Source organism: Streptomyces albospinus, from assembly GCF_014648695.1.
Classification (GTDB): domain Bacteria; phylum Actinomycetota; class Actinomycetes; order Streptomycetales; family Streptomycetaceae; genus Streptomyces; species Streptomyces albospinus.
Window position 1 is genome coordinate 80,719 of the sequence record NZ_BMRP01000008.1, and the last position, 23,832, is coordinate 104,550.

The window sequence follows — 23,832 nt, forward strand, 5'->3', positions numbered from 1 at the left end:
CTGTTCCGCATCGCGTGTACGGCAGCTCAGATCCCGAAGGCCGCGGGGCACGCACCATCTCCTGGAGACCAGGCGGAGACGACGGCCCTCTTCACCGACAGACGAGGGCCTTCTTCACGGACAGCAGAGATCTGCCAGATGCGAGTCCGGGCCGGGAAAGCTGCCGGTCAGCAATCGCAGCAGCTGCAACAGTCGCAGCAGTCACAGCCGCCATTGCCGCACTCACAGCAGCAGCTGCAACTGCTGCAATTGCTGCTGCCGCAGCAGGTGTCACAGCAGTCACAGGCGTGGCAACAACCCTCACGCGTCCTGCGCGACCACGGACCCTCGAATTCCGAGGCACAGCAGACCTTGCAGGTGCAGCACAGCCCGATGGCGAGCGCACAGCCCTCCCAGAAGCCGCGGGGCTGCTTCGGCTCCTGCGGAAGGTGCGGCATCCCGCCGCCCCCGCCGCCCGGCCCACCGCCGTAGCCGCCGCCCTGGCCGCCGGGCGGCACCGCACCACCGCCGCCGTACTGGGGCTGCTGGCCGTACCCGTTCCCGTCGCCGTACCCGCTCCCGTACGGGTTCTCATAGGGGTTCGGGTTCCCGTAGGGGTTCCCGGGGTTCCCGTAGGGGTTCGGGTTGCCGTACGGGTTCGGGTTGCCGCCCTGACCGTCGTACGGGCCCGGCGCCCCGTACCCCTGGTGGGAGCAGCCGGCCGTACCGAAGGCACGGTCCACCGACCGGCGCAGCTCGTGCACCAGCAGGACGTGCACCAGCTTGGAGTCGGTGAACTCCACGTCGCGCAGCGCCAGTCGGATGCCGTGCACCGCGTCGTCGCACAGCCGGCGGGCCTCCGCGAGGCCGGCGCCGGTGGCGGTGATCGGGTTCCAGGCGCCCTCGGCGGCGTCGGACGTGCGGTCCTCCACGGCGTCGAGGAGGTGCGCCAGCCGCCCGAAGAGCCGCCCGGCCTCGGCCAGCGGTGCGGCGTTGCCCGGCCGGCCCGCCAGCACCGCGGTGTGCGCGAAGGCCGCGGCGGTCGCCGTCTCGGTCGGCTCGGTGATGACCGTCAGCGGTGTGCCCGGCCCCGCCAGCTCCTCGATGCCCACCTGCCGGTCGACCGCGTCCACGAGAACGGCGGTGTCGAAACCGAGCGTGGCGCCGGTGCGTGCCCCGGCCCGGTCCCAGCCGGCGGCCACCCGGCGCGCCGCGGCGGCCATCGGACGGCGGCGCAGCAGGCCGTTCCCGTCGGCGACATGGTCACGTATCTTCGCCGAGGCGAGGACGAGGGAGACCGACGCCGCCAGCCGCGCACCCTCCCCCTTCGCCACCGAGGCGGTCCGCATTCCGCGCAGAGGGCAGGGCCCGGCGGTACGGCGCCGGAGGTCCTCCCGCCCGGACTGAGCATCCGTCAGCACAGAGACGATCAATCCGTCGTAGTTCGTGACGACGCGGGCGAACTGCCCGTGATCACCGCGCAGTGCGAGGCAGAGGCCGCACAGATGGGCCATCCACTCCGCCTTGAGCCCTTGGGAAAGGCGGTGGGCACAGGGCCTGACGATTCCGAACACGTGAAAACAAACCCCCGGGAGACTTCGACATGGGCCGGCAGCGGCAGCGCATCGTATCCAGCCTGCCGATGACCAGTGCCCTCAGCCCGCGCGCGGAGGCGCTGCGGGCCCCACTTGCCACAACATGCCCTCGTCGTCCGGGTCATGACCTTCGGTGCCCAGTTGCCGGATCCGGGTGAACGGCTCTCCGGCCAGGGCAGATGCCGCAGGGACAAGGCCGCCCACCGCACGCGGGCGGCCCCTCGGCTCGCCACCGGCGATGTCCTTCACCATCACCCCACGCCTCCCGATTCCCTCTCTTTTCACTCTTTTCACTGATATCGGAGCTTCGCCCCGTGATGGGAGCATGACCCCGCTCAAGTGACAGGCATGGCAGGGACATTGGGAGAGCTATGAAGACAGTGGGATATCTGGCCGCCTCCTGCGCCGCGGGACTGGCGCTCGGCGCAGGGACCTCGCTCACTGCGGGAGCGGCCGCCGCGGCGGTTCCCGCGGCCACCGGCACCACCGCCGCACGGCAACAGCACCGAGCGCCCGCCCCCATCGGCAGGGGCAGAGTGCTGACCAACGCCGACAACGGCCACTCCGTCACCGTGCGACCGGGGGAAACGGTCACCGTCCGGCTCACCGGCCACCGCAACCGGGGCGTCACGTTCTCCTGGGGCGCGCCGAGGTCCGGCGACGTCGCGGTCCTGCGGCAGACCGACGGCGGTACGGCACCGACCGGCGACGCCACCGGCCGATTCCGCGCCGGCCGTCGCGGAACGGCCAGGATCAGCGCGCAGCGCACCTGCCGCGCCGGCCACGGACATGTCTGCCCGCATGTGGTCGTTCCCTGGCGGGTGACGGTCAAGGTGTCCTGACCGAAGGCCGGTTGCACCGATGAGCCGCCCGCCGCCCCCGTAGCCGGGCGCGGAGTACTTCAGCTGTCGGCCAAGTGTCCGTCTTCGAGGCGGAGTTGGCGATGCCCTCCGGGATCGGCCCGATGCGGTCCGACGAATACCGCATCGACCCCGCCGACGTCGCGGCCTTCGTCGAAGCGCTGCTGGCGCGGCGCCGCAGAACGACCCATGGCGTCATGATCGCGCTCTCGGACGGCTTCCTCGCCACGGTGCCGGCCCTCGCGGCGAGGGCGGGCACCGAGGGCCGGCCGGGAAGCGGCCGACCTCGACGAGCCGTGGCTGGTCGCCCTGCGGCAGACGTCGCGTGAGGTGGAGCGTTTCATGGCACGTTGAGGTCGCGGCGGCATCCGCCGGAGCGAACGGCGCCGGGACGCCGGACGCTTTCCCGACTCCCGTCGCCCGCGCCCTGTCAGACGGCCGTCGCCCCCAGTTGCCGGGATGCCGCGTCGACGGTCTGGGTGAGGAGGGTGGCGATGGTCATCGGGCCGACGCCGCCGGGGACCGGCGTGAGCAGGCTCGCGCGGGTGACGGCCGAGTCGAAGTCGACGTCGCCGACGTTGCCGGGGTTGTAGCCGGCGTCGATGACGACCGCGCCCGGCTTGATGTGGTCACCGTGGATGAAGCGGGGGCGGCCCACCGCAGCGATCAGCACATCGGCCTCGCGCGTGATGGCGGCGAGGTCGTTGGTGCGGGAGTGGCAGTAGGTGACCGTGGCGTTGCGGCCGAGCAGCAGCATTCCCACGGGCTTGCCGAGGATCGCACTGCGGCCGACGACGACGGCGTGCTTGCCGGTCAGGTCGACGTCGTAGTGGTCCAGGAGACGCATGATGCCGCCGGGGGTGCAGGACGCGAAGCCGTCCAGGCCGAAGCTCATCGCGGCGAAGGAATGGAACGTCACGCCGTCGACGTCCTTGGCGGGGGCGATCGCCTCGAAGGCGGCGCGCTCGTCGATGTGCGGACCGGCCGGGTGCTGGAGCAGGATCCCGTGGACGCCGGGGTCGTCCGACAGCTCGCCGATCGTGGCGATCAGCTGGGCGGTCGTGGTGGCGGCCGGCAGCGCGATGTGCCGGGACCGGATGCCGGCCTTCTCGCAGCGGGCGCGCTTCATCCGCACATAGGTCACGGAGGCGGGATCTTCGCCCACCAGCACGGTGGCCAGACACGGGGCCTGACCGGTCTGCCGGGTGAGGGCCGCGGCGCGCTCGGCGGCCTGCTCGACCATCTGGCGGGCGAGTGCGCTGCCGTCCATCAGGCGGGCGGTGGAAGAGGTGGTCTGCGGCATGGGCTGCTCCGGAGCGTCGTACGGAATCGCCCAGGCGCACGGCACCGACCAGGGAGGCCGAGCCGCTCCCCGGTGGTACTCCACCCAAGCGCCAGTCACGGCTCGGGACCACTGTAGGCGATGGCCGGACGCGGGCCGACGGCGGTGGGGCGGGGCACCGCGCCCGCACCGCGGTCAGGAGCCCGGTTGTCCCGGGATGAAGGTATGCGGTGTGCTGGCGGCCTCCCACTGGCTGAGGATGCCGTCCCAGTCGTGCTGGGTGACGGTGACGGCACTGGGATCCCATGTAGGGGGCGAGGGCACCGGCGCCGGCTGGGGTGCCCACGCCGCGTGGGGATCGTGCGGTGCCCAGGCGGCGGTGTGTTGCTGCGGCGTCCAGGGAGTCTGTGGCTCGTACGGCGGGAGCGGTGGGTTCTCGTGGCGGGGCAGCGTGGTGGTGTCGGGCTGTGGAGCGGGCGGGATGTCGGTCATCCGGCGGTGGCGGCCGATGCGGTCCGAGGACGGTGGGCGGTGCAGACGTGGCTCGGAGGCGAGTTGATGGGCGCGGGCGGCCAGGATGGTGACGTCCAGGCCGAGTTCGGTGGCGAGCGCGCTGAGGTCCACGCCGTTGTGGCGGCTGTTGACGAGGACCGCGTCCAGGGCGGGCGACCAGGCCGGTTCGCTGGCCGGGGTGTACGTGGGCGGTACGGTGTGCGGCTGCTGGGTGGGGCGGGGCGGGACGTACGCGGCGGCGTCGGCGGGGGTGACCGGTGGGGCGGGTGGACTTCCGGCGAACGTGCCCGGGTAGCCCCTGCCGGCGGTTGCGGCTCCGACTCCCGCTCTGACTCTGCTGGCGGTCGCGGCGGCGGAGCTGGGGGCGGATGCGGCGGCGCTCGCGGCGGAGGGCTGTGCCGGGTCCGGTTCCGGGGCGTTGGGCTGGCGGGCCGGCCGGCGTTCGCGGGCGGACTCCTCCAGCAGGCTCTTGGCCACGGCGCGGGCGTCGTCCTTGCCGACCGTGCGGCGGGCCAGGCGTACTTCGCGGGCGTCGAGTCCGAGCAGATCGGCCACCACCTCGTCGCTGCCCACGGTCACCGCAAAGGCGGCCAGGGTCCGCGACCGGCGTGCCTCGGCCTCGTCGAGGAGTCCCTGCGTCCGGCGGACCTCGTCATCGCTGCTGCAAAACGCCTGGGCGAGTACCGCGTGGCGCTCCCACAACTCCCTCGGTTCCATGTCAGCGACAACGTTTTTTAGCCGATGTTGGCCCGGTTATCGACGAGAGATCACTGTAAGAGGTGATATTCCCTGCAAAGGGGGCGAAGCTTTGGGGTGTTATGCGGGGAAGCTTGCGAGGGTGCTCCACGGTGTATGCAGTGACCATCTGATGGAGCGAATCGTTTTTACGGCCATGAGTGCTCCCTCGTCCGTCACTGTCGCCGGTCATGGTCAGACCGCCTTCGTTCCCAGCCCCATCGTGAACCACCCTCCGCTCCCGGCTCCGGGCCCCGTACCGCCGCGGATCAACGCGGAAGTGCGGATCAACGCGGAAGTCCAAAGACAGACGCCCGTCTACGCGGGCCTGGTCAAGATCTGGACGGAACGGTCCGCCACGGTGCCCGGGGTCGCCGACCCGGAGTGGCAGCGGCTGGTCTCCTACCGGGCGCTGATGGAGGAGACGGAAACCGCGCTGGCGGCGCTGCGTCCGCACCGGGCGCCCGATGTGCTGCCGTCCCGCCGACCGGTGCCCGGCCCCTCCCTCTCCGTCGAACTGGCGGCACCGCGCGGCCCGTTGCGGCCGGTCGTCCACCACTGACGGTGCGTCGGCGGGCGCGTCCGCCGGGGTGCGGTGCCGCCGATCGCTCCTGGTGAGCGGCGGGCGGCGAGCGCGGAGGCCGGCGCGGCGCGCGGCGGGGGAGGCCCGGCGTCCGTGATCGTTCCCGTTCCTGGAGGGCCACCGCGAGCGGCCGGAACGCCGTACGGCCGGGCTGCGCGGGGCCCGGCCGGAGTACCGTTGAAGTGTGGAAACGGCCGGTTGCCGCGCCGGGGACGGGTTCGCGTCATGGTCACGGTTTCGGGCGAGAACGGAGAGCTCGGGTGAGCGCGGCGGATGAGGTGGACTTCAATCCGATCGGGGTGATCGGGCGGGTGACCGTCTCGATCCCGAGCGACGGACCGGGCGAGGTGCTGCTGCCCGTTCGGGGCGGGAGCGAAGCATTCGCGGCCTGGTCCGGCGGCCGGCCCATCGCCCGGCACACGCAGGTGATCGTGACGGACCGGACCTCGGCGCGGTCGGTGATCGTCGTGCCGCTGCCCGCCGCCTGACCGCCCTGTGCACAGCCTTCCCCGCCGCCCCGCGCACCAGCCCCGGCCGAGGCCAGTCTCACGAGACCAGGAGCCTTGCGATGTTGTTCTGGCATGTACCGGCGCCGAATGAGGCGCTGCTGATCTCCGGTTCGAAGCGCCGGGCCGGGGACGCGCAATTCCGTATCGTCACCGGCCATGGCTGCTGGGTGATGCCCGTCAAGCAGAAGGCCAGTGTGCTGTCGCTGTCGTTGCGGGAGTCGGAGATCTCCGAGGACTGCGTCACACAGCAGGGGATTCGGCTCGCCGTACGGGCGGTGGCCGTGTTCAAGGTCGGTGACGACCAGGCGTCCATCGCCAATGCCGCTCGGCGGTTCCTGGACGAGCAGCGGAGCATGGAGGAGCTGGTGGGGCGGATCTTCGCCGGCCACCTGCGCTCGATCGTCGGCGGGCTGACCGTCGAGCAGATCATCCGGGAGCGGGACCGGGTCGCGCAGGAGGTGAAGGAGGGCAGCCACTCGGAGATGGAGAAGCTCGGCATCGTCGTCGATGCGCTGCAAATCCAGGAGATCGGCGATACCACCGGCTACATCACCAATCTCGCCGCGCCGCACGCCGCGGCGGTGGCCAGCGCCGCGCGGATCGCCCAGGCCAAGGCGGATCAGGAGGCGACCGAGCGGGAGCAGCAGGCGGCGGCGCTGAAGGCGGAGTACGAGCGGGACACCGCGATCAAGCGGGCCGGGTTCCTGGCGGAGACCGAGCAGTACCAGGCGCGGGCGGCGCAGGCCGGGCCCCTGGCCCAGGCCAGGGCCTCCCAGGAGGTCATCGAGGAGCAGACGGCGCTGGCCGAGCGGCAGGCGGCGCTGGCCGCCCGGCGGCTGGAGGCCGAGGTGCGGCGGCCGGCGGACGCGGAGGCGTACCGGCTGCGCACGCTCGCCGAGGCGCAGCGGGACCGGGTGCGGTTCGAGGCGGATGCCCGTGCGTACACGGAACGGGAGGTCGCGCGGGCGCGGGCGGATGCGAACAGTGCGCTGGCGGCTTCGCTGCGGGACGGCAACCAGGAGCTGATCGCCGCGAACCGCACGGTCGAGAATCTGCCGGCGCTGGCCGAGGCGGCGGCGAAGGGGATCTCCGGGTCCCGGCTGACCGTGCTGAACGGGACGGAAGGGGTGAACGACATCGTCTCGGGGATCGTCGGCCAGGGGTTGGCCATTCTCGGCAGCCTGAAGCCGGCGACGGGTGCGGAGCGGGGTGCCGGGGCAGCAGGCGCATCCGCCGCGGCCGGGTCGTCCGGGCCGGAGGGCCGGGGCGGCGCGACGCCGGAGACCCGGGTGCCGACGGGTGACGGGGCGGGTGCTCCGGTCATGCCTGTGGGCCCGGGTCGTCGACCCGAGCCCACAGACGCGACGACGCGACGGGACGGCTAGAGGAGCCCGAGGACACCGAGGCCGAGGAGGCCGTCCCTGCCGAGGCCGTTGCCTTCGAGGCTGGCCGCCGCGTCCTCTTGCCGGCCGCGGTCCCCGCTGCGGCGCTCGTCGTCGCCACCGCGGCGCTCGTCGTCGCCGCCACGGCGGTCGTCACCGGCACGGCGGTCGTCGCCGCCACGGCGCTCATCGCCGCCACGGCCGTTGTCATCGTCGTCGTAGCGGCGGTGCTCGCCACGGCGGCCGAAGTCGTCGTCGTCATGGCGGACGTGATCGCGCCGGCGTTCGTTGCTGCCGCCATGGCCGTGGTGACGGCCTTGGGTGTGGTGGCAACGGCTGTGCGTGTGGCACATGACGGTGTGTCCGTTGCCGTGGGGGGCCGCGGTCGCGGCGCCGGTCATCGGCACCGCCAAGGCAGCCGCGGTCAGGCCGGCCACCGCGAGCCCACGAGGAATCGAACCAAGCATTCTTCCACCTTTTCTCGGCTGTTGTGCAGAAGAAAGAGCATTCTCCGCATGCGCGACAATAAGGGGGAATTTGGGACATCGGCGTCGTTGACCCGCCAGAGGATCACCGGAACGCAGCAGGGATTGGGACAGAAGCCGACGGGACCCGCGGCCGTTCCAGCGACGGGATCTGGCACGCCGTCAGCCGCCGCTACCCCCCGGCCCCTCCCCCGCGTCGTCCGCAGGCAGCCCCTCCAGCAAGGTGCCCAGTGCGCCCACCACCAGTCGGCAGACCGTGTCCGGGTCGGCGCCGGCCAGCGGCTCCTTGCCGACCACCACCCGCATCAGGCCGATGCCCAGCAGCCAGGACAGTGCCAGATCGCCGCGCAGATCGCCGTTGTCGGCCTTCGAGAGGGTGGCCAGCACATCCGCGTACTCGTCGCCGAGCCCCTTGAGCGCTTCGGAAATTTCGTCGCTGCCGCCGATCGAGCGCAGGCAGACCTCCAGCGAGCGGTCGGCGCCGGGGCCGCGGCCCTCGCCGAGCATGCCGCGGAGCGCGACCTCGAACAGCCGCTCCGCCGGGGTGGTGCGCAGCTGTTCGTGGCCGCCGCGCGCCATGACCTCGCCGAAGAGGGCCTTTTTCGAGCCGAAGTAGCGGAACAGCAGGGCCTGGTTGACTCCCGCCCGGGACGCGATGTCGCGTACCGTCGCGCGCTCGTAGCCCCGTTCCGCGAACAGGTCCGACGCGGCGTCGAGCAGCAGCCTCCGGGTGGCCTGTGCGTCCCTGCGGTGCTCACCCCCGGTGCCGCCGTGCGGGTACTCCGCCATCGCCTCCCCGATCGCCACGCGCCACTCCCCTTTCCGCCGGCCCGCCTCGGGCCGCCATCGTCCGACATGGCCCCGCCATGATCCGTGCTGGACCACGGAGATCAACATCCCACGGCCCGTCACCAGGTCGGCCACAAATGATCGTTGACCGCTGCGGGAGACCGCCCTACCGTGATGTAAGCAGGTGCTTACACAAGGGAGGTCACCGTGACCACAGCCGATACAGCACCCCTCACCTACCCCTTCAACACCCCTGAGGGCCTTGACCTTTCGGCGGAGTACGAGCGGGCGCGCAACCGCCCCGGGCTCCTGAAGGTCCAGATGACATACGGCGAGCCGGCCTGGCTCGTCACGCGGTACGCCGAGGCCCGCCTCGTCCTCGGCGACCAGCGGTTCAGCCGGGCCGAGGGAGCCCTGCACGATGAACCGCGGCAGTCCGAGGGGCGCCGGGACAGCGGCATCCTGGGCATGGATCCGCCCGATCACACCCGGCTGCGCTCCTTGGTGGCGAAGGCGTTCACGGTCCGTCAGGTCGAGAAGCTCCGGCCGCAGGTCAAGGAGCTGACCCGGGAACTGCTCGACGAGCTGGAAGCGGCCGGGCCGCCGGCGGATCTGGTCGACCGCTATGCGCTGCCCATTCCGGTGGCGGTGATCTGCCGGTTGCTGGGGGTGCCGACGGAGGACCGGCCGCGGTTCCGGAAGTGGAGCGATGCGGCGCTGTCGACCAGCTCGCTGACCGCGGAGGAGTTCGACGCGAACCAGGAAGAACTCCGGGCGTATATGCGGCAGTTGATCGAGGAGCACCGGCGGGCGCCGCAGGACGATCTGATGACGGCGCTGATCGACGCGCGGGATGTCGACGACCGGCTGTCGGAGCTCGAACTGGTCGATCTGTGCGTGGGGATCCTGGTCGCCGGGCACGAGACCACCGCGACGCAGATTCCCAACTTCGTCCTGGCACTGCTGGACCACCCCGGCCAGCTCGCGCTGCTACGGGAGCGTCCGGAGCTGATCGGGACCGCCGTGGAGGAGTTACTGCGCTTCGTACCGCTCGGCAGCGGGGCGAGCCAGCCGCGCTACGCCAAGGAAGACATCGATGTCGGCGGCACGCTGGTGCGCGCCGGTTCGCCCGTCCTGGTCGCGGTGGGCGCCGCCAACCGCGACGCGCTGCGGTTCGGCGCACCGGGGACGCTGGACATCTCGCGGGCCGGCAACCAGCACCTCGGCTTCGGCCACGGCGTCCACCACTGCCTGGGGGCGCCGCTGGCCCGGCTGGAGCTCCAGGAGGCGATCCTGGCACTGGTCACCCGCTTCCCGGAGCTCCGTCTGGCCGGCGATGTGGTGTGGAAGACCGAGATGCTGGTGCGCGGGCCGCGCGTCATGCCGGTGGGGTGGTGAGCACGGTGGCCTGGAAGGCGGAGATCGATCCGCAGCTGTGCATCGCCTCGGGCGCCTGCGCCGGGGTCGCGCCGGAGCTGTTCGTGCTGGACGGCGCGCATTCCCGTCCGGTGCGTACGGACATCGCGGAGGACGAGCGCGCGCTGGACGCGGCCGATGTGTGTCCGGCGATGGCGATCACGGTCCAGGACGGGGAGGGGCGGGTGATCGGGCCGCGGCCGTAGGGCGGGCGTGCGGAGACGGCGGGGCGCGGCCGGCGGGTCGCGCCCCACCGTGCGTGCGGCGGGCGGCCCGAACGTGGCCGGCCTCGCTCGTACCGGGAGTCGCTGGACCAGTGCGAGCGGGCGCCCCGCGGGGAGGGCTGGTACGAGCGGCGGCGCGCGGCCCGCGCCGAGGGGCGGCATCTCGGCATCGGCTACTCCTGCTTCAGCGAGCGCACCGGATACGGCTCGGCCGCGTTCGCGCAGCGCAGGATGGCGGTGGTGCCGGGTTTCGACCTCTCCGAGGTCCGGATGGACACCAGCGGCGCGGTCACCGTCACGACGGGGACGATGAGCCACGGGCAGAGCCACGAGACGACGATGGCGCAGATCGTGGCGGATGAACTCGGGCCGGACATCGCCAAGGTGAGGCCCCATCAGGGCGACACGGACCGCATCGCCTACGGCTGGGGCACCTTCGCCGGCCGATCGACCGCGGTCGGCGGCAGCGCCGTACGGCCGGCCGCCGGAAAGCTCGGCGACAGGCTGCGCACGATCGCGGCGGCCCGCGGGACATCCCGTGGGAGGAGACCGCGGTCGGCCGCGGCCGGGTGTACCGCAGGGACGATCCGGCGACCGCGGTCGGCGACGAGGAGCCGGCCGACCTGGCGTATCTGCGGGCGCATCTGCTGCCCAAGGACATCGAACCGGGGCTCGGCGCGACGGCATGCTTCGACGTCTGCAACGACGGGACGTTCTCCCACGCCACCCATGGCGTGGTGGTCGAACTGCACGAAGGCACCGGGCAGGTGGAGATCCTGCGGTACCTCTGCGTGGAGGACTGCGGGGTGGCCGTCGATCCGCAGGTGGTGGAGGGCCGGCGCCGGGGCGGGATCGCCCAGGGCATCGCGGGGGAACTGTACGAGCAGGTGACGTACGACGCCCAGGGCGAGCCGTCGGCGACCGGCTTCACCGGCACCGTGCGGTTCCTGGAGGCCGACGCCGGGCGGCGGCTGCGGGTACAGGCGCGCGGCGCGGACACCCACGGCAACGGGGACGCGGAGGCGGAGGTGATGCCGAGGACACCGAGGCCGTCATCGCGGCACTCGCGCCGGACCGGCCGTTGCTTTTCGGGCATTCGATGGGCGCGCGGATCACGGCGGCGGTCGCGGCGCGCGGCAAGGTGGCGATCGGCGGCAGCGTCCTGGCCGACCCGCCGATCAGCGGACCCGGCCGCGGCCCGTACCCGACCTCCCTGGACGTGTTCCTCGGGCAGTTGTCGCAGGCCGAGCGCGGTACGGGCGCCGATGAGGTGGCCCGGTCGTGGCCGCTGGCCGCACCGGGAGCAGGAGTTGCCGGCCCGCCGGCTGTCCAGCTGCGAGCGATCACCGCCACCCATCGCGGTTTCGAAACGGAGGACTTCTTCGACCGGTGGCCCTCGGTCCCCGGCCCAACGGCCCTGCTGTACGGCGCGGACAGCCCGGTGGTCACGGCGGCGGGGGCGGCACGGGCGCGGGCGCTGCCGCCGTCCGCCGCGTTCGCCGCGGTGCCGGACGCGGGCCACCTGATCTTCCGGGACAACCTCCCGGCGGCGCCGGCGGCACTGCGGACTGCGCTGCGCCCGATGGTCGGTTGAGCGCGGGCGGTGTGCGCGGCGCCGCCGCTTCGCCGGTATGGCGCGGCCGGTGACGCGGTGCGGGATGCTGGCGTGAATGAGAGTGATGTGAGCATGGCGATGCCGGTCCGCGGTGGGCCGCTCGGCTCACCGTGATTGAGTGACCCCATGGCTGACGAGACCACGCCCACCGCGCCCGCATCCGCCGAGTCCGTGCCGGCCGGACCGGCGTCCACCGCACCGGATTCCGCGATTCCGCACGCCCTGACGGCCGCCCCCGGCTATCAGGTGCGCCGCCTCTACCAGGCGTATCTCGCGGTGTGGGTGCGCGCGGTCGATCCGACGCTCACCGGGCCGCAGTTCGCGGTGCTGACGGCCGTGGACGCGGCACCGGGGCGGGATCAGCGGTCCATGGCGTCGGCCGTGGCGCTGGACACCTCCACGATGGCGGATGTGGCCCGGCGGTTGGAGAGCCGGGGCCTGATAGTCCGTCGTGCCGACGCCGCGGACGGGCGCCGCAAGCTGCTGCACCTCACCGAGGGGGCAAGCGGACTCTCGGCGCCGCCCACGAGCGGGCGCGCCGGCTCGACGAACGGCTGCTGGAGCCGTACGACCCCGCGCAGCGCGCCGACCTGATGCACCTGCTGACGTCCCTGGCCGACCGCTGGGAGGGCCTGGCCGGGGACTTCTGACGGGCGGCCCGGTCAGCACCTCGGGTGCCCGTACCCGCCGTCGCGTCGCACGGGCGGGGCGCGCAGGCCCCGGTGGTCTCCAGCTCAGGCGCGCTGCCGGACGGGACGGCGGCGCCGGGCGCCCGCCGGATCGCCGCCGTCACCTCCCTCGGCTACTCCCCCGTTGTACCGGCCGGGCGGTCCCCCGCCTTGCGGGCCAGGAGATACGCCTGCGGGCCCTTCTCATGTCCCTCTGGCTCGCGCACCACCCGGGTGTTCACGGCAAACCCGGCCTGGTTCAGCAGTTCGGCTATCCGGTCGGGCGACAGCCAGTAGACGTCGAGCGAGAGTTCATGGCCGTACGCGTGGTCCAGGTGGTGCAGCTCATCGCCGATCTTGAAGGCGAGCAGCAGATGTCCGCCCGGGGCGAGCACGCGCGCGAACTCGGCGAACAGCACCGGCAGGCGCTCCGGCGGGGTGTGGATGATCGAGTACCAGGCGACGACCCCGGCGAACCCGCCGTCCGCAAGGCCGAGTTCGGCCATCGACCCCTCGTCGAACCGCAGCTCCGGGTGCGTCCTGCGGGCCACCGCGACCATCTCGGGCGACAGATCGACACCGGAGACGTCCAGGCCGAGCGAGTGCAGATGTCCGGTGATCCGGCCGGGCCCGCAACCGAGGTCCACGACCGGGCCGCCGCCGTCGGCCTGCACGAGTTCGGCGAAGGCGCCGAGCATCGCGCGGTCCATCGGCATGGCGGCGAGCGCGGAGCGCAGCAGCCGCTCGTAGTCGACGGCGACGGTGTCATAGGCGGTGCGGGTGCTGCGTACGTCGGACGGTTCGAGCGCGTGGGACGGATCTGATGCGGTCATGTCGAAGGACGGTAGCGGGAGGACGCAGCGGGCGTCGGCCGGAGGGCGCAGGGGACGGCCGGCGCACCGCCACCACCTCCACCGCGGGCAGCTCCGCTGTACGGCGACCTCCGCAGCCGGCGATGTCCCGGGAGGAGTACGTGCGTTCACGTCACGGCAGGGGGAGGATGGAGCCGACGGGGCATCCGGGGCCGAACGCGGGCGAGGACGGGGCCATGGACGCAGACGAGTGCGCGGAAGGCGACCGGAACCGCTCCGCACGGTGGCGGCGCCTCGGTCCCCTCTACGCGGCGGGATTCACCACGGCCTTCGGGGCGCACGGGATCGCCGCGAGCCTGGGCGCCAGACACTCCGGTCACGTCCTGCCGCTGTTCACGCTCGGGGCGCTGCTCGCCGTGTACGACGGCGCGGAGATCATCCTCAAGCCGGTCTTCGGCACCCTCGCCGACCGGATCGGCCCGCGCCCGGTGGTGCTCGGCGGCCTCGTCGCCTTCGCCGTGGCCTCGGCAACCGCGGCCGTCTTCGGCGCGACGAACACCGGCGCACTGGCCGGTGCCCGGTTGGCCCAAGGAGCAGCCGCCTCCGCGTTCTCACCTGCCGCCTCGGCCATGGTCGCCCGGATCGGTGCGGGCAGGACGGGACACGCCTTCGGCTCGTACGGCGCCTGGAAATCCGTCGGTTACGTCCTCGGACCGCTGCTGGGCGGCGCGATCACGTGGTGGGGCGGATTCCCCGCCCTGTTCACGGTACTTGCCGCGGTTGCCGCGGCCGGTGCGGTCTGGGTGGCGGTGTCGGTACCGGCGGTGCCGCCGGCGCCCCGGCAGCGCCAGACCCTGCTCGACCTGGTACGCCGGCTCACCGACCGCGACTTCCTGCGCCCGACCCTGGCCCTGGCCGCGACCACCGCCGCGCTGAGTGCCGGGGTCGGCTTCCTGCCGGTACACGGCCGCACGGCAGGGCTCTCCTCCGTCGTCACCGGAGCCGTGGTCTCCCTGCTCGCCTGCTGCGCCGCTCTCGTACAGCCCCTGGCGGGCCGGGCCCACGACCGCGGACGGCTCGGCCTCCGCGGCGGATCGGCTCTGGGGCTCGGACTGACCGCGGTCGGTCTGGCCGCTGCCGCGCTGCCCGGCGTCCCCGGGCTGGTGGCGAGTGCGGTGGGTATCGGGACCGGCGTCGGCATGGCCACCCCCCTGGGCTTCGCCGCGCTCGCCGCGACCGCACCGGCCGGCCGGATGGGCCGGACGATGGGGGCCGCGGAACTCGGCCGGGAAGCAGGGGACGCCGGTGGGCCCCTGCTCGTCGGCGCCGTCGCGGCGTCCGCTTCGCCGGCCGTGGGCATGCTGGCGCTCGCGGGTGCGGTGGCGGTCGCCGGGCTGGCGACGGGGGTGCGGAGGGAAGGGGCGTCGCACGGCGGCGGGTAGCTCATGGGCCGGCCGGCCCGCGGCGGCCTGGCCCCGCACCCGTGGATATGCGGAGGTGGGCAGAGGTACGCGCAGGCAGACGTACGCCTTCCCCGGGACCCTTACTACAGCGTCCGGCGACGATGCCGGTGCGCCCCTCCTCGTTCGCCTGCGGGGCGGGGTGCGACGATGGGGCTGTCATGGATGCGGGGCAGGTTTTGAGGGGGCTGCGCGCCGCGGTGTTCGCGGCGGTCTGTGTGGTCCTCGCTGCACTGGGGCACGTGGTGATGTCGGATACCGCGGTGCCCGGCTGGATGCTGCTCGCGTCCGGTCTGACGACGGCGGCCGGGGCCTGGTGCCTCGCCGGCCGGGAACGCGGGCCGGTACTGGTCGGGGTGCTGACCGTGGCCACCCAGGCGGGCCTGCACAGTGCGTTCTCGCTGGGTCAGGCAGTTGCCGCCGGCGCCGACGGACAACGGGCCTCGCTGGCACGGGAGTGGGCGAACACCTGGCTCTGCGGCGGACAGGGACTGTCGGTCGCCGACATCGACGCGGCACGCATGGCGTCGCAGATGGAGCAGATGGGGTCGATGGGTCCCATGGGCTCGGCGGATTCCATGGGGTCGATGGGCGCCATGGGTGCGATGCCGGGGATGGCCGGCATGCCGTCGGGGCATCCGGGCATGCACGGCGGCGCCGGCGGCATGCTCGCCGCGCACCTGCTGGTCGCCCTGCTCAGCGCCTGGTGGCTGTGGGGCGGTGAGCGGGCGGCGTTCCGGCTCGTACGGACCGTGTCGGCCTGGCTGTTCGCGCCCTTGGTGCTGGTGTTGCGGGTCGTACTGCCCGATGCCGGGCCCGCGCCGCGCCCCGCCCGGCAGCAGCCGCGGTGTGCGGTACGCCAGTTGCTGCTCGCCCATGCGATGTCCTTGCGGGGCCCACCGCGTGAGCCGGCTGTCGTCTGACAGCACGGACGAATCTCCTGGCCGGACCGGCTCGGAGGCACACAGGGGCGGACGACAGCCGCTCCACAGAGGCTGTCGCTCCCTGGCGGCGGCACCTCCTGAAGGGCCGCTGCCCCGAGGGCCGTCGCCGTCGGAGGCTGTCGCCTCGTGCCCTCGTGCCCTGATGTCCCGGCTTCGACTTCACCGGTCGTCCGCGCCGTACGCGCGCCGACCGGATCACGCGAAGGACTCCAGAGGACTCCAGATGATGAACCCTGTCCGGATGCCGGTGGCTCCGCCGCCCGCGTCCGTTTCCCTTCCCGGCCCGCGGGTGCCCGAGGGCGGGTGCCGGTCCCGCGCCGCGGGCTCAGCCTGTCCGTCCGCCGGTCGTATCCACCGGGATGGTGGGCGCCGCTTCCGGTGTGGGCACCGACCGCCAACGGGCGAGCAGCGCCTCGATGATCGCGGTGTCCCCGAGGGGGATGGTCTTGCCGTCGCCGGGGGCTGCCGCTTCGCCGGAAGGCGGCGCATCCCCGTCAGAGACCTGCGAGGGCCGCGCCGCATCGCCGGTACGCGTGCGGACAGCAGCCCCTTCCGCACACGCGGCGGCGCGATCGACGGCCGCCGTCAGCGCTCGCGCCTGGGCGTCCCATGCGCGGCAGTCCCGGCAGTCCGCGAGATGGTCGTCGAGGCGGCGGGCGGTGATCCCCGGGGGCAATTCCTCGCCGTCGAGGCGGGCGGAGAGTGCCGTACGGATGCGCGAGCAGAGCATGCGCCCATCCTCCATCAAGCGAAAATGCGCGGCGAGGGGCGGTCCCGCTGTGCGTGACGGAGCACGGAACGGTGTGCGGGACGACGAGACGGTGACGGGCTGGGCGCTGGCCGCCCGCACCGGCGACGAGCGGGCCGTCGAGCAGTTCGTGAAGGCTACGCAGCTCGATGTGCGGCGTTATGTGACGCATCTCAGCGGAGAGGCGCAGGCGGCCGACGACCTGGTGCAGGACACCTACGTACGGGCGTTGCGCAGTCTGCCGCGGTTCGAGGGCCGGTCGTCGGCGCGGACCTGGCTGCTGACGATCGCCCGGCGGGTGGTGGCGGATCGCATCCGCTCCCATGCGGTACGGCCGCGGATGGCGGCGACCGACGACTGGCAGACCGCGGCGGAGCGGGTGCAGCCGCGCGGTGTTCCGGGGTTCGACGAGGGCATCGCGCTGGCCGAACTGCTCGCGGCGCTGACACCGCAGCGGCGGGAGGCGTTTGTGCTGACGCAGCTGCTGGGGCTTCCGTACGCGGCGGCTGCCGGGGTGATGGGCTGCCCGGTGGGGACGGTGCGGTCCAGGGTGGCCCGCGCCCGGGAGACGCTGATTGCGCTGCTGGCGGACGCCGAGGCGGGGACCGAACGGCAGGGCGCAGACGGCGGGGGCGCGCTTCGGGCGTCCTCCTCGGGGAGCCTGGCGCTCGGGAGACCGGTGCCGGCTGACCGGCAGCCGCGCGACCTCGCCGCCGCCGTGGCCTGACGGACCGTTTCCCGGCATCGCAATGGGGTTCATGGGCGGGCGGTGGCCCGTCCATGAACCCCAGGCGATGGAAGCGCCTCCTGCGCCTCCCGCTCGTCCTACGCCTGCTCCTCTACTCCTCACCCGGGCGTACCGCGCGGGCCCGGACGGTCAGCGGGGGGCTGTCGCGGAAGTGGAAGGTGAAGGTGAGGCGGTCGCCGGGGGTGAGCGCGGGCGGCGGGCTGATCATGACGTCGAGGGTCGCGGGCGTCATGGTCAGCGTGCCGCCGGACGGGACGGTGGCCGAGGGGACCATCGCCATGGTGCGGGCGTTGCGGCCGGCGGGGACGTCGCGGCTGAGCATGGTCCGGTGACCCGCCGGGCCGGTGACCGAGGTCAGGACGTCGTCCGCGGCGCCGGTGTTGCGGATCGTGAAGAACGCGGCGGTGGCGTCGTTGCCGGAGGGGATCAGCACGCGCCCCTCGGCGGCGGTCAGCCGGGCGGGCGTGCCTGCGTTGCCGGTCGCGGCCCAGGCCGTGAGCGTGCCGAGGGTCGCCAGGCAGGTGAGGAGCGGCACGGCCACCGCCGCGAGGCGCGGGCGGTTCATGAGGTCTCCCAAGTGGAATTGCTGCGAGCCGCGTTGGCGCGACGCGGGGACCGGGTGGCACCCGGGGGCTGCCAGGCGCGCAGTCGCAGGCTGTTGCCGACGACGAGAAGGGAGCTGGCGGACATGGCGGCTGCCGCGAGCATCGGGTTGAGCAGACCGACCGCGGCGAGCGGCACGGTGACGAGGTTGTAGCCGAAGGCCCAGAGCAGGTTGCTGCGGATGGTGCCGAGCGTACGGCGGGCGAGGCGTACGGCATCGGCGACGGCCTGGAGGTCCTCGCGTACGAGGGTCACATCCGCGGCGCCGATCGCCGCGTCGGTGCCGCTGCCCATGGCGATGCCGAGGTCGGCGAGCGCAAGGGCCGCCGCGTCGTTGACGCCGTCGCCGACCACGGCGACCCGGCCGCCCTGCTCCTTGAGGGTGGTGACCAGCGCGGCCTTGTCCTGGGGGCGGGCCCGGGCGTGGATCTCGGTGATGGCGAGCTGTCCGGCGACCGCGCGGGCGGTTGCTTCGCGGTCTCCGGTGGCCAGGACGGGCCGCAGGCCGAGACGGCGCAGATGGTCGACCGCGCGGTATCCGTCGGGGCGCAGGGTGTCGCCGACGGCGATGACCGCTTCCGGGACCCCGTCGACCGTGACGAGGACCGCGGTGCGGCCGGCGGATTCGGCCTCCCGTACCGCGTCGGCCAGCGGAGCCGGGAGGTCGGCCGGCTCGTCCGGCGGCCGGGCGACCGTCACGTCGTGCCCGTCCGTCGTACCGCGTACCCCGAAGCCCGGTGTGGCGGTGAAGTCACCTACGGAGCCGACCGGTTGGAGGGGTCGGGCTGCTGTCCGGTCGTGGGCGTACGCGGTGATGGCGCGCGCCACAGGGTGCTCGGAACCCTGCTCGACGGTGGCGGCGAGCCGCAGTGCGTCGTCCGGAGCGAGGCCGCCCGCACGCGGCGTCAGGGCGCCGACCGTCATCCGCCCCGTGGTGAGGGTGCCGGTCTTGTCGAGGACGACGGTGTCGATGCGGCGCAGCCGTTCCAGGGCGCGCGGCCCACTGACCAGGATTCCGAGCTGGGCGCCGCGTCCGGTGGCGGCCAGCAGCGCGGTGGGGGTGGCCAGGCCCAGTGCGCACGGGCAGGCGACGACGAGTACGGCAACCGCCGCCGTGACGGCCGCCTGCGGAGCGGCCCCGGCGCCGAGCCAGAAGCCCAGGACGGTGACCGAGACGGTCAGTACGGCGGGCACGAACACCGCGGCCACCGCGTCGGCGAGGCGCTGCGCCTGGGTCTTGCCGGTCTGGGCGTCCTCAACGAGCCTGGTGATCCTCGCGAGTTGGGTATCACCGCCCACGGCGTCCGCCCGGATCTCCAGCAGACCGCCGGAGTTGACCGCTCCACCGACCACCGGCGAGCCCGGCCCGACCTCGACCGGATGGCTCTCACCGCTGATCATCGAGAGATCCAGCGCCGAGCCGCCGCCGACGACGGTGCCGTCCGTGGCGACCCGCTCCCCCGGCCGTACCAGGAACCGGTCCCCGACCCGCAGCCGATCGGCAGGGATACGGCGCTCGCTGCCGTCCTCGCCTCGTACGGCCACCTCCTTCGCGGCGAGTTCGGCGAGCGAACGGAGCGCGGCGCCGGTGCCCCGCCGGGCCCTGGCCTCCATCCGGCGCCCGGCCAGGACGAACAGCGGTACGCCGACGGCCGCTTCGAGATACAGGTGCGCGGTCCCGTCACCGGCCGTGGGCAGCAGGCTGAACGGCATCGTCATACCGGGCGTACCGGCTCCGCCGAGGAACAGCGCGTAGCTGGACCACGTGAACGACGCGGCGACGCCGAGGGAGACCAGGGTGTCCATGGTCGCGGCGCCGTGCCGCAGACCACGCAGTGCACGGACGTGGAAGGGGGCGGCACCCCATACGGCGACCGGTGCGGCGAGCATGAAGCACAGCCACTGCCAGTTGCGGAACTGCCAGCCCGGCACCATCGACAGCACCAGTACCGGCACGGACAACAGGGCCGTCAGCAGCAGCCGCTGCCGCTCGGCGCGTGAGCCGTCGCCGTGGCCGTCGGCGTCTTCGGCGGGCCGCTGGTGGGTCCGGTGGGTTTCGTCGGGCTCCGGTGCGGCGGGCTCGGGAAGCTGCGCCGTGAACCCGGCGGCCTCCACGGTGGCGACGAGTTCGCCGACGGAGACCGCCGCGGGGTGGCTGATCCGTGCCCGCCCGGTCGCCAGATTCACCGACGCGCTCACGCCCTCCATCCGCCCGAGCTTCTTCTCGACCCGCCCGACACAAGCGGCACAGGTCATACCGCCGATGGCGAGGGTGGAGGTGGTGAGTTCGGCGCCGCTGATGGCTGGTCGGGGGTCGGTGGTGGCGAGTGGGGGTGGGGTGGGCGCGGTCCGGCGGGGGCGCGGGTGAGGTGTCATCGGACGTCTCCCGCGCTCACCGGGCCGAGGGTCGGGGCTCCCATGGAACCCATGCCGGGCATGCCTCCCATCCCTCCGTCGCCGGTGGGTTCGGTGGTGCCGGTGCGGGGGCGGTCGGCGGGGTGCAGGCCCGGCGCCACGGGGCCGACGACGGTTCCCGCCGCGTACGAGAGGGCGAACAACAGCGCCAGAAGAGCGAGAAAACCGATGACCGGCCGGGCGGGCAGGAACCGTGAGAGGGACTGCGCACGTGCCGATGTCCTGGCGGCGGAGGAGGACGTCCGCCGCTCGCGATGGGGTGGCGCGGGGGGCGCCGCGGGGGTGGTCATCGCGTCATCGTGGCAGGTGGGAGTGGGGGTGCGCGGACGATTGGCGGGTGTTGAGTACGTGAGGTTTGTCCTGTGCTCGAAGCGGAACTCACGGCTTTCGCGGGACGACTAACTGGGTTTGATCGCGGTGCTGTTCGGGCTCCGCGGACCTCGTCGGCCACCTGAGCCGGCCGGGCCCTCTCCCACCACCGCACCGATTCCTCGATCAGGGGAGATTTCCCGGTTCGGCGGGAACTCGCTCCGCCTTTCAACCGACCTCTCCATCGCCGGGCCGTCCCGGCCCGGTGCGAGGAGGAGCACAAGCCGACGGCCGAGAGACCAAGAGACCGAGAGACCGAAACCTCCACCGACCTGGAGACCAGAGGGTCAGCCGACCGGCACATCGAGACGTCGACAGGCCGAGACATCGACAGGTAGCGAGGTCGACAGGTCGAACGCGCCACGCGGCCGTCGGCACGGCCGTGCCCGGACAACCGCTGTCCCCAGCCCGCCCCGAAGGAGAACCCCCATGCCCACACCGGACCGCTCGGCTCAACCGCCCGGCCCCATAGACCCCTACGGTGCCGCCTACAAACGCGACCCATATCCCCTCTACACCGAGTTGCGGGCGCGCGGGCCGGTGCACCGCGTGCGGTTCCCCAGGGGGTGTGCGCCTGGCTGGTGACGGGCTACGACCCGGCGCAGCAGGCACTGACCGATCCCCGCCTGGGGAAGCACCACTCACGTGGTAACGCGGCATGGCGGGCCCGTGCCTCGATCATGCCGGAGCCTCAGCACTCCCAGCTCCAAGTGCATCTGCTCCACCAGGACCCGCCCCGGCACACCGCGATGCGCCGGATGATCACCGACGCCTTCGCCCCGCAGCGCGTCGAGGAGCTGCGTCCCCGCTTCCAGGAGATCGCCGACGCGCTGCTGGACCGGCTCCCCGACGCCGGCCGGGCCGATCTCGTCGAAGCCTTCGCCGCGCACTTCCCGTTCCGGGTGCTGGCCGAAGTCATCGGGCTGCCCGGGGAGTTCGTGGCGCGGTTCGACCGGGACTGGGGGAAGGTCGTACAGCCGGTAGGGCCCGAGGACCCCGGCCGCCCTGCCTACGAAGCGCGGCTGCGCGGGCTCCAGCAGTACATCGCCGACCTGGTCGTCCACAAGCGACGCGAACCCGGCGAGGACCTGCTGTCCCGTCTGGTCGCGGCCCGCGACAGCGGCGAACTCGGGCCGGAGGAGCTGGACTCGATGATCTTCCAGCTGCTGGTCGCGGGGCAGGAACCGGTCACCAACCAGATCACCACCGCCCTGGTCACTCTGCTGCGCCACCCCGGCCATCTCGCCGCGCTCGCCGCCCGCCCCGAACTGCTGCCCCGCGCGGTCGAGGAACTGCTGCGACACGACGCCGCCTTCGAGCTGACGACCTGGCGGTTCTTCGCCGAGGACAGCGAGCTGCACGGGACCCGGATCCCGGCGGGCGACTCCGTGATCGTCTCGCTCTGCGCGGCCAACCGCGACGACCGCCGCTTCACCGACGCCGACACGCTCGACTTCGACCGCTCCCCCAACCCCCATCTCGCCTTCGGGCACGGCATCCACTTCTGCCCCGGTGCCGCCCTCGCCCGCGCGGAGCTCCAGATCGCGCTGGGGTCCCTCGTCAGACGGCTGCCCGACCTCCGCCTGGCCGTCCCGGAGTCCGAACTCCACTGGATACCGGCGGTGTTGGCGCGTGGCGTCGACCACCTTCCGGTCGCGTACGGTGGCGGCGAGGACGGTACCGGCGCGACGGGCCGCCACGGAGCGGAGCCCCTCCCCGCCGGGCAGCCCGCCACGGGCTGCCCCCTGCACCGGGCGGACAGCGCCGCATGCTGACCCCACTCACCGAGCCGCACCCCGCATCTGCCGGCGGCGTCGCCCACGGCACCCGCCACGCCGGCGACGCCGGCCGCGCGACCCGTGCCACCTGCGAGGCGGTCCTCCGCATCCTCCTGCCGTACCGCCGCGCGCTGGAGGCCCCGTACGGCCGCCGCAGCCCCCAGGGGGAAGCTGTCCGCGACGACGTCGCCGAGGCGTTTCCCGCCCAGCTGCGGCAGCTCGCGCCCTGGGTCGCGGCGGGTGAGCCGATCCGCTTCACCCTGCCGGGCTTCCCCTGCAAGTCGCCGAATCCCGCCAAGGTGCTCGGCCCCCTCCCCGACGAGGGCGAACGCCTCGCGCTGCGCTTCCTCGACCGGCTGTGCGCCCGTGTCGAGGCCGTCCATCCGCCCGGTGCGCGGGTCGTCATCTGCTCGGACGGGCATGTCTTCAGCGACCTCATCCGCGTTCCCGACGCGGACATCGACGCGTACGGGGACGGGCTGCGCGCGATGATCCACGACGAGGGTCTGGCGGCTCGTCTCACGGTGTTCGATCTGCGCGCGGCGTACGGGGATCTGTCGTACGACGAGAAGCGGGCCCGGGTCCAGGAAGCCCATGCGCCGACGACGGCGTCGCTACGGGCCGAGACGCGGAGCGACGAGGCGACCCGGCGGCTGTACCAGGGCATCACGCGGTTCCTCTTCGAGGACACGGATCTCGCGTCGTACCCCGGCACCCGCTCGGCGCTGCAACGCGACTGCCGGGCCCGCGCGTACGGCGTCATCCGGCGCAGCCGCGCATGGGGCGGGCTGATCGACGCGTACCACCCGGGGGCGGTCCGGCTGTCCATCCATCCGCAGCCGCGCGGCTCGGCCAAGTTCGGCATCAGGTTGCTCGAAGCGCCGGATGTCTGGATGACGCCCTGGCATGCGTGTGTGCTGGAACACCCGGACGGGCGGGCGGAGTTGCTGCGGAGGGCGGAAGCCGAGGCGCGCGGTCGCCTGGTGGTGCGAGAGGGACGACCGAGCCACTTCACGGCGACGCCGGGGCGGGCCGCGGGGACGGGCTGAGTCCCGGAGCCGCCCCGGCCGCTGCCGTCCGAGCCGTACCGCGTCACGGCTCGGGCGCGGTCCGCAGTCGCCGAACACATTGCGTGCGCCGGCCTGGGTGAGCACGGCGTTGGCGACCTGAAGGAAGACGTGCCGGATGCCGGCCGCCTTGAACTCGTCTTCGGTCGGCGCGTCGCCCGCCCCGCCCCTCATGCTCATCGAGGCGAACGTGTCGGTGGAGAGGTCCGCGCCCGAGCCGAGCAGTTTCTCCTTGGGGATGACGGTCTTCCCG

General features: G+C 73.1%; 21 protein-coding genes, 4 pseudogenes and 1 riboswitch. Of the genes and pseudogenes, 15 read left to right on the forward strand and 10 right to left on the reverse strand.

Annotated elements, in window-relative coordinates:
* Nucleotides 1-167 precede the first annotated feature (167 nt).
* Nucleotides 168-1,553 carry a DUF5685 family protein gene (locus tag IEZ17_RS13500; protein WP_189299792.1) on the reverse strand — a complete coding sequence of 462 codons (1,386 nt, stop codon included), beginning with the start codon at nucleotides 1,551-1,553 and terminating at the stop codon, nucleotides 168-170.
* A 392-nt stretch (nucleotides 1,554-1,945) separates the two neighbouring features.
* Here IEZ17_RS13500 and IEZ17_RS13505 point away from each other — a divergent pair, with 392 nt between their 5' ends.
* Nucleotides 1,946-2,416, forward strand: a complete 471-nt coding sequence (locus tag IEZ17_RS13505) for a hypothetical protein (RefSeq protein ID WP_189299794.1) — start codon at nucleotides 1,946-1,948, stop codon at nucleotides 2,414-2,416.
* Between the two features lie 74 nt (nucleotides 2,417-2,490).
* Nucleotides 2,491-2,763: a DUF6086 family protein gene (locus IEZ17_RS13510; protein ID WP_189299795.1), complete on the forward strand. Its 273-nt coding sequence runs from the start codon at nucleotides 2,491-2,493 to the stop codon at nucleotides 2,761-2,763.
* A gap of 101 nt (nucleotides 2,764-2,864) precedes the next feature.
* On the opposite strand, the gene IEZ17_RS13515 is transcribed toward IEZ17_RS13510, so the two are convergent.
* Together IEZ17_RS13515 and IEZ17_RS13520 are read right to left on the reverse strand one after the other, a co-directional pair.
* Nucleotides 2,865-3,737 (reverse strand): bifunctional 5,10-methylenetetrahydrofolate dehydrogenase/5,10-methenyltetrahydrofolate cyclohydrolase, encoded by an 873-nt coding sequence (locus IEZ17_RS13515; RefSeq protein WP_189299797.1) that lies wholly within the window; start codon nucleotides 3,735-3,737, stop codon nucleotides 2,865-2,867.
* 21 nt (nucleotides 3,738-3,758) lie between these two features.
* A riboswitch (ZMP/ZTP riboswitch) is annotated at nucleotides 3,759-3,846 on the reverse strand.
* A gap of 65 nt (nucleotides 3,847-3,911) precedes the next feature.
* Nucleotides 3,912-4,946 carry a hypothetical protein gene (locus IEZ17_RS13520; RefSeq protein WP_189299799.1) on the reverse strand — a complete coding sequence of 345 codons (1,035 nt, stop codon included), beginning with the start codon at nucleotides 4,944-4,946 and terminating at the stop codon, nucleotides 3,912-3,914.
* Nucleotides 4,947-5,187: 241 nt separating this feature from the next.
* Here IEZ17_RS13520 and IEZ17_RS13525 point away from each other — a divergent pair, with 241 nt between their 5' ends.
* The 3 genes from IEZ17_RS13525 to IEZ17_RS13535 all read left to right on the forward strand — a co-directional run bounded on the left by IEZ17_RS13525 (nucleotide 5,188) and on the right by IEZ17_RS13535 (nucleotide 7,441).
* A complete protein-coding gene (locus tag IEZ17_RS13525) occupies nucleotides 5,188-5,526 on the forward strand; it encodes a hypothetical protein (RefSeq protein ID WP_229852235.1) in 339 nt (112 codons plus the stop codon).
* A gap of 281 nt (nucleotides 5,527-5,807) precedes the next feature.
* Nucleotides 5,808-6,035, forward strand: a complete 228-nt coding sequence (locus IEZ17_RS13530) for an NfeD C-terminal domain-containing protein (RefSeq protein ID WP_229852236.1) — start codon at nucleotides 5,808-5,810, stop codon at nucleotides 6,033-6,035.
* 80 nt (nucleotides 6,036-6,115) lie between these two features.
* On the forward strand, nucleotides 6,116-7,441 hold the full coding sequence (locus tag IEZ17_RS13535; RefSeq protein WP_229852237.1) for an SPFH domain-containing protein: 1,326 nt from the start codon (nucleotides 6,116-6,118) through the stop codon (nucleotides 7,439-7,441).
* Here IEZ17_RS13535 and IEZ17_RS13540 read toward each other — a convergent pair.
* On the reverse strand, nucleotides 7,438-7,905 hold the full coding sequence (locus IEZ17_RS13540) for a hypothetical protein (protein ID WP_189299802.1): 468 nt from the start codon (nucleotides 7,903-7,905) through the stop codon (nucleotides 7,438-7,440). The genes IEZ17_RS13535 and IEZ17_RS13540 overlap by 4 nt on opposite strands.
* A gap of 180 nt (nucleotides 7,906-8,085) precedes the next feature.
* On the reverse strand, nucleotides 8,086-8,712 hold the full coding sequence (locus IEZ17_RS13545) for a TetR/AcrR family transcriptional regulator (RefSeq protein WP_189300085.1): 627 nt from the start codon (nucleotides 8,710-8,712) through the stop codon (nucleotides 8,086-8,088).
* Nucleotides 8,713-8,919: 207 nt separating this feature from the next.
* Between IEZ17_RS13545 and IEZ17_RS13550 the strand changes: the two genes are divergently transcribed.
* The 5 genes and pseudogenes from IEZ17_RS13550 to IEZ17_RS13570 all read left to right on the forward strand — a co-directional run bounded on the left by IEZ17_RS13550 (nucleotide 8,920) and on the right by IEZ17_RS13570 (nucleotide 12,617).
* Nucleotides 8,920-10,110: a cytochrome P450 gene (locus IEZ17_RS13550; protein ID WP_189299804.1), complete on the forward strand. Its 1,191-nt coding sequence runs from the start codon at nucleotides 8,920-8,922 to the stop codon at nucleotides 10,108-10,110.
* Entirely contained in the window at nucleotides 10,104-10,334 is a 231-nt protein-coding gene (locus tag IEZ17_RS13555) for a ferredoxin (protein WP_373299806.1), read from the forward strand. The genes IEZ17_RS13550 and IEZ17_RS13555 overlap by 7 nt, the downstream gene beginning before the upstream one ends.
* An 81-nt stretch (nucleotides 10,335-10,415) precedes the next feature.
* A pseudogene (locus tag IEZ17_RS44440) lies at nucleotides 10,416-11,281 on the forward strand (molybdopterin cofactor-binding domain-containing protein); the annotation flags it as partial.
* A 122-nt stretch (nucleotides 11,282-11,403) separates the two neighbouring features.
* Nucleotides 11,404-11,946 (forward strand): annotated as a pseudogene (locus IEZ17_RS13565) (alpha/beta fold hydrolase); the annotation flags it as partial.
* Nucleotides 11,947-12,093: 147 nt separating this feature from the next.
* A pseudogene (locus IEZ17_RS13570) lies at nucleotides 12,094-12,617 on the forward strand (MarR family winged helix-turn-helix transcriptional regulator).
* 152 nt (nucleotides 12,618-12,769) lie between these two features.
* On the opposite strand, the gene IEZ17_RS13575 reads toward IEZ17_RS13570, so the two are convergent.
* On the reverse strand, nucleotides 12,770-13,468 hold the full coding sequence (locus IEZ17_RS13575) for a class I SAM-dependent DNA methyltransferase (RefSeq protein WP_189299806.1): 699 nt from the start codon (nucleotides 13,466-13,468) through the stop codon (nucleotides 12,770-12,772).
* Between the two features lie 215 nt (nucleotides 13,469-13,683).
* Between IEZ17_RS13575 and IEZ17_RS13580 the strand changes: the two genes are divergently transcribed.
* The gene (locus IEZ17_RS13580) at nucleotides 13,684-14,889 is read left to right on the forward strand and encodes an MFS transporter (RefSeq protein WP_189299808.1); all 1,206 of its coding nucleotides are present in this window, start codon (nucleotides 13,684-13,686) and stop codon (nucleotides 14,887-14,889) included.
* 179 nt (nucleotides 14,890-15,068) lie between these two features.
* Nucleotides 15,069-15,830 carry a PE-PGRS family protein gene (locus IEZ17_RS13585; protein ID WP_189299810.1) on the forward strand — a complete coding sequence of 254 codons (762 nt, stop codon included), beginning with the start codon at nucleotides 15,069-15,071 and terminating at the stop codon, nucleotides 15,828-15,830.
* Nucleotides 15,831-16,176: 346 nt separating this feature from the next.
* Here the strand turns inward: IEZ17_RS13585 and IEZ17_RS42310 are convergent, their stop codons facing one another.
* On the reverse strand, nucleotides 16,177-16,581 hold the full coding sequence (locus IEZ17_RS42310) for a zf-HC2 domain-containing protein (RefSeq protein WP_229852240.1): 405 nt from the start codon (nucleotides 16,579-16,581) through the stop codon (nucleotides 16,177-16,179).
* A 73-nt stretch (nucleotides 16,582-16,654) separates the two neighbouring features.
* Here IEZ17_RS42310 and IEZ17_RS13595 point away from each other — a divergent pair, with 73 nt between their 5' ends.
* Nucleotides 16,655-17,326 (forward strand): sigma-70 family RNA polymerase sigma factor, encoded by a 672-nt coding sequence (locus tag IEZ17_RS13595; RefSeq protein WP_189299812.1) that lies wholly within the window; start codon nucleotides 16,655-16,657, stop codon nucleotides 17,324-17,326.
* Between the two features lie 112 nt (nucleotides 17,327-17,438).
* On the opposite strand, the gene IEZ17_RS13600 is transcribed toward IEZ17_RS13595, so the two are convergent.
* The 3 genes from IEZ17_RS13600 to IEZ17_RS13610 are packed head-to-tail and all read right to left on the reverse strand — an operon-like array spanning nucleotide 17,439 to nucleotide 20,655.
* Nucleotides 17,439-17,912, reverse strand: coding sequence for a copper chaperone PCu(A)C (locus tag IEZ17_RS13600; RefSeq protein WP_189299813.1), 474 nt, complete (start codon nucleotides 17,910-17,912; stop codon nucleotides 17,439-17,441).
* Nucleotides 17,909-20,326: a heavy metal translocating P-type ATPase gene (locus IEZ17_RS13605; protein WP_189299814.1), complete on the reverse strand. Its 2,418-nt coding sequence runs from the start codon at nucleotides 20,324-20,326 to the stop codon at nucleotides 17,909-17,911. Before IEZ17_RS13605 ends, IEZ17_RS13600 begins: the two co-directional genes overlap by 4 nt.
* Nucleotides 20,323-20,655, reverse strand: coding sequence for a hypothetical protein (locus tag IEZ17_RS13610; protein ID WP_189299816.1), 333 nt, complete (start codon nucleotides 20,653-20,655; stop codon nucleotides 20,323-20,325). The genes IEZ17_RS13605 and IEZ17_RS13610 overlap by 4 nt, the downstream gene beginning before the upstream one ends.
* Nucleotides 20,656-21,163: 508 nt before the next feature.
* Between IEZ17_RS13610 and IEZ17_RS13615 the strand changes: the two are divergent.
* Together IEZ17_RS13615 and IEZ17_RS13620 are read left to right on the forward strand one after the other, a co-directional pair.
* Nucleotides 21,164-22,509, forward strand: a pseudogene (locus tag IEZ17_RS13615) (cytochrome P450 family protein).
* Nucleotides 22,503-23,561: an L-tyrosine/L-tryptophan isonitrile synthase family protein gene (locus IEZ17_RS13620; RefSeq protein WP_189299818.1), complete on the forward strand. Its 1,059-nt coding sequence runs from the start codon at nucleotides 22,503-22,505 to the stop codon at nucleotides 23,559-23,561. Before IEZ17_RS13615 ends, IEZ17_RS13620 begins: the two are co-directional and overlap by 7 nt.
* Nucleotides 23,562-23,832: the final 271 nt, after the last annotated feature.

Bases quoted from the DNA above. Each gene is read 5' to 3' on its own strand.
- IEZ17_RS13515 (WP_189299797.1), bottom strand. From the start codon at position 3,737: ATGCCGCAGACCACCTCTTCCACCGCCCGCCTGATGGACGGCAGCGCA.
- IEZ17_RS13600 (WP_189299813.1), bottom strand. From the start codon at position 17,912: ATGAACCGCCCGCGCCTCGCGGCGGTGGCCGTGCCGCTCCTCACCTGC.
- IEZ17_RS13580 (WP_189299808.1), top strand. From the start codon at position 13,684: ATGGACGCAGACGAGTGCGCGGAAGGCGACCGGAACCGCTCCGCACGG.
- IEZ17_RS13540 (WP_189299802.1), bottom strand. From the start codon at position 7,905: ATGCTTGGTTCGATTCCTCGTGGGCTCGCGGTGGCCGGCCTGACCGCG.
- IEZ17_RS13505 (WP_189299794.1), top strand. From the start codon at position 1,946: ATGAAGACAGTGGGATATCTGGCCGCCTCCTGCGCCGCGGGACTGGCG.
- IEZ17_RS13545 (WP_189300085.1), bottom strand. From the start codon at position 8,712: ATGGCGGAGTACCCGCACGGCGGCACCGGGGGTGAGCACCGCAGGGAC.
- IEZ17_RS42310 (WP_229852240.1), bottom strand. From the start codon at position 16,581: ATGCTCTGCTCGCGCATCCGTACGGCACTCTCCGCCCGCCTCGACGGC.
- IEZ17_RS13575 (WP_189299806.1), bottom strand. From the start codon at position 13,468: ATGACCGCATCAGATCCGTCCCACGCGCTCGAACCGTCCGACGTACGC.
- IEZ17_RS13535 (WP_229852237.1), top strand. From the start codon at position 6,116: ATGTTGTTCTGGCATGTACCGGCGCCGAATGAGGCGCTGCTGATCTCC.
- IEZ17_RS13605 (WP_189299814.1), bottom strand. From the start codon at position 20,326: ATGACACCTCACCCGCGCCCCCGCCGGACCGCGCCCACCCCACCCCCA.
- IEZ17_RS13610 (WP_189299816.1), bottom strand. From the start codon at position 20,655: ATGACCACCCCCGCGGCGCCCCCCGCGCCACCCCATCGCGAGCGGCGG.
- IEZ17_RS13520 (WP_189299799.1), bottom strand. From the start codon at position 4,946: ATGGAACCGAGGGAGTTGTGGGAGCGCCACGCGGTACTCGCCCAGGCG.
- IEZ17_RS13585 (WP_189299810.1), top strand. From the start codon at position 15,069: ATGGATGCGGGGCAGGTTTTGAGGGGGCTGCGCGCCGCGGTGTTCGCG.
- IEZ17_RS13620 (WP_189299818.1), top strand. From the start codon at position 22,503: ATGCTGACCCCACTCACCGAGCCGCACCCCGCATCTGCCGGCGGCGTC.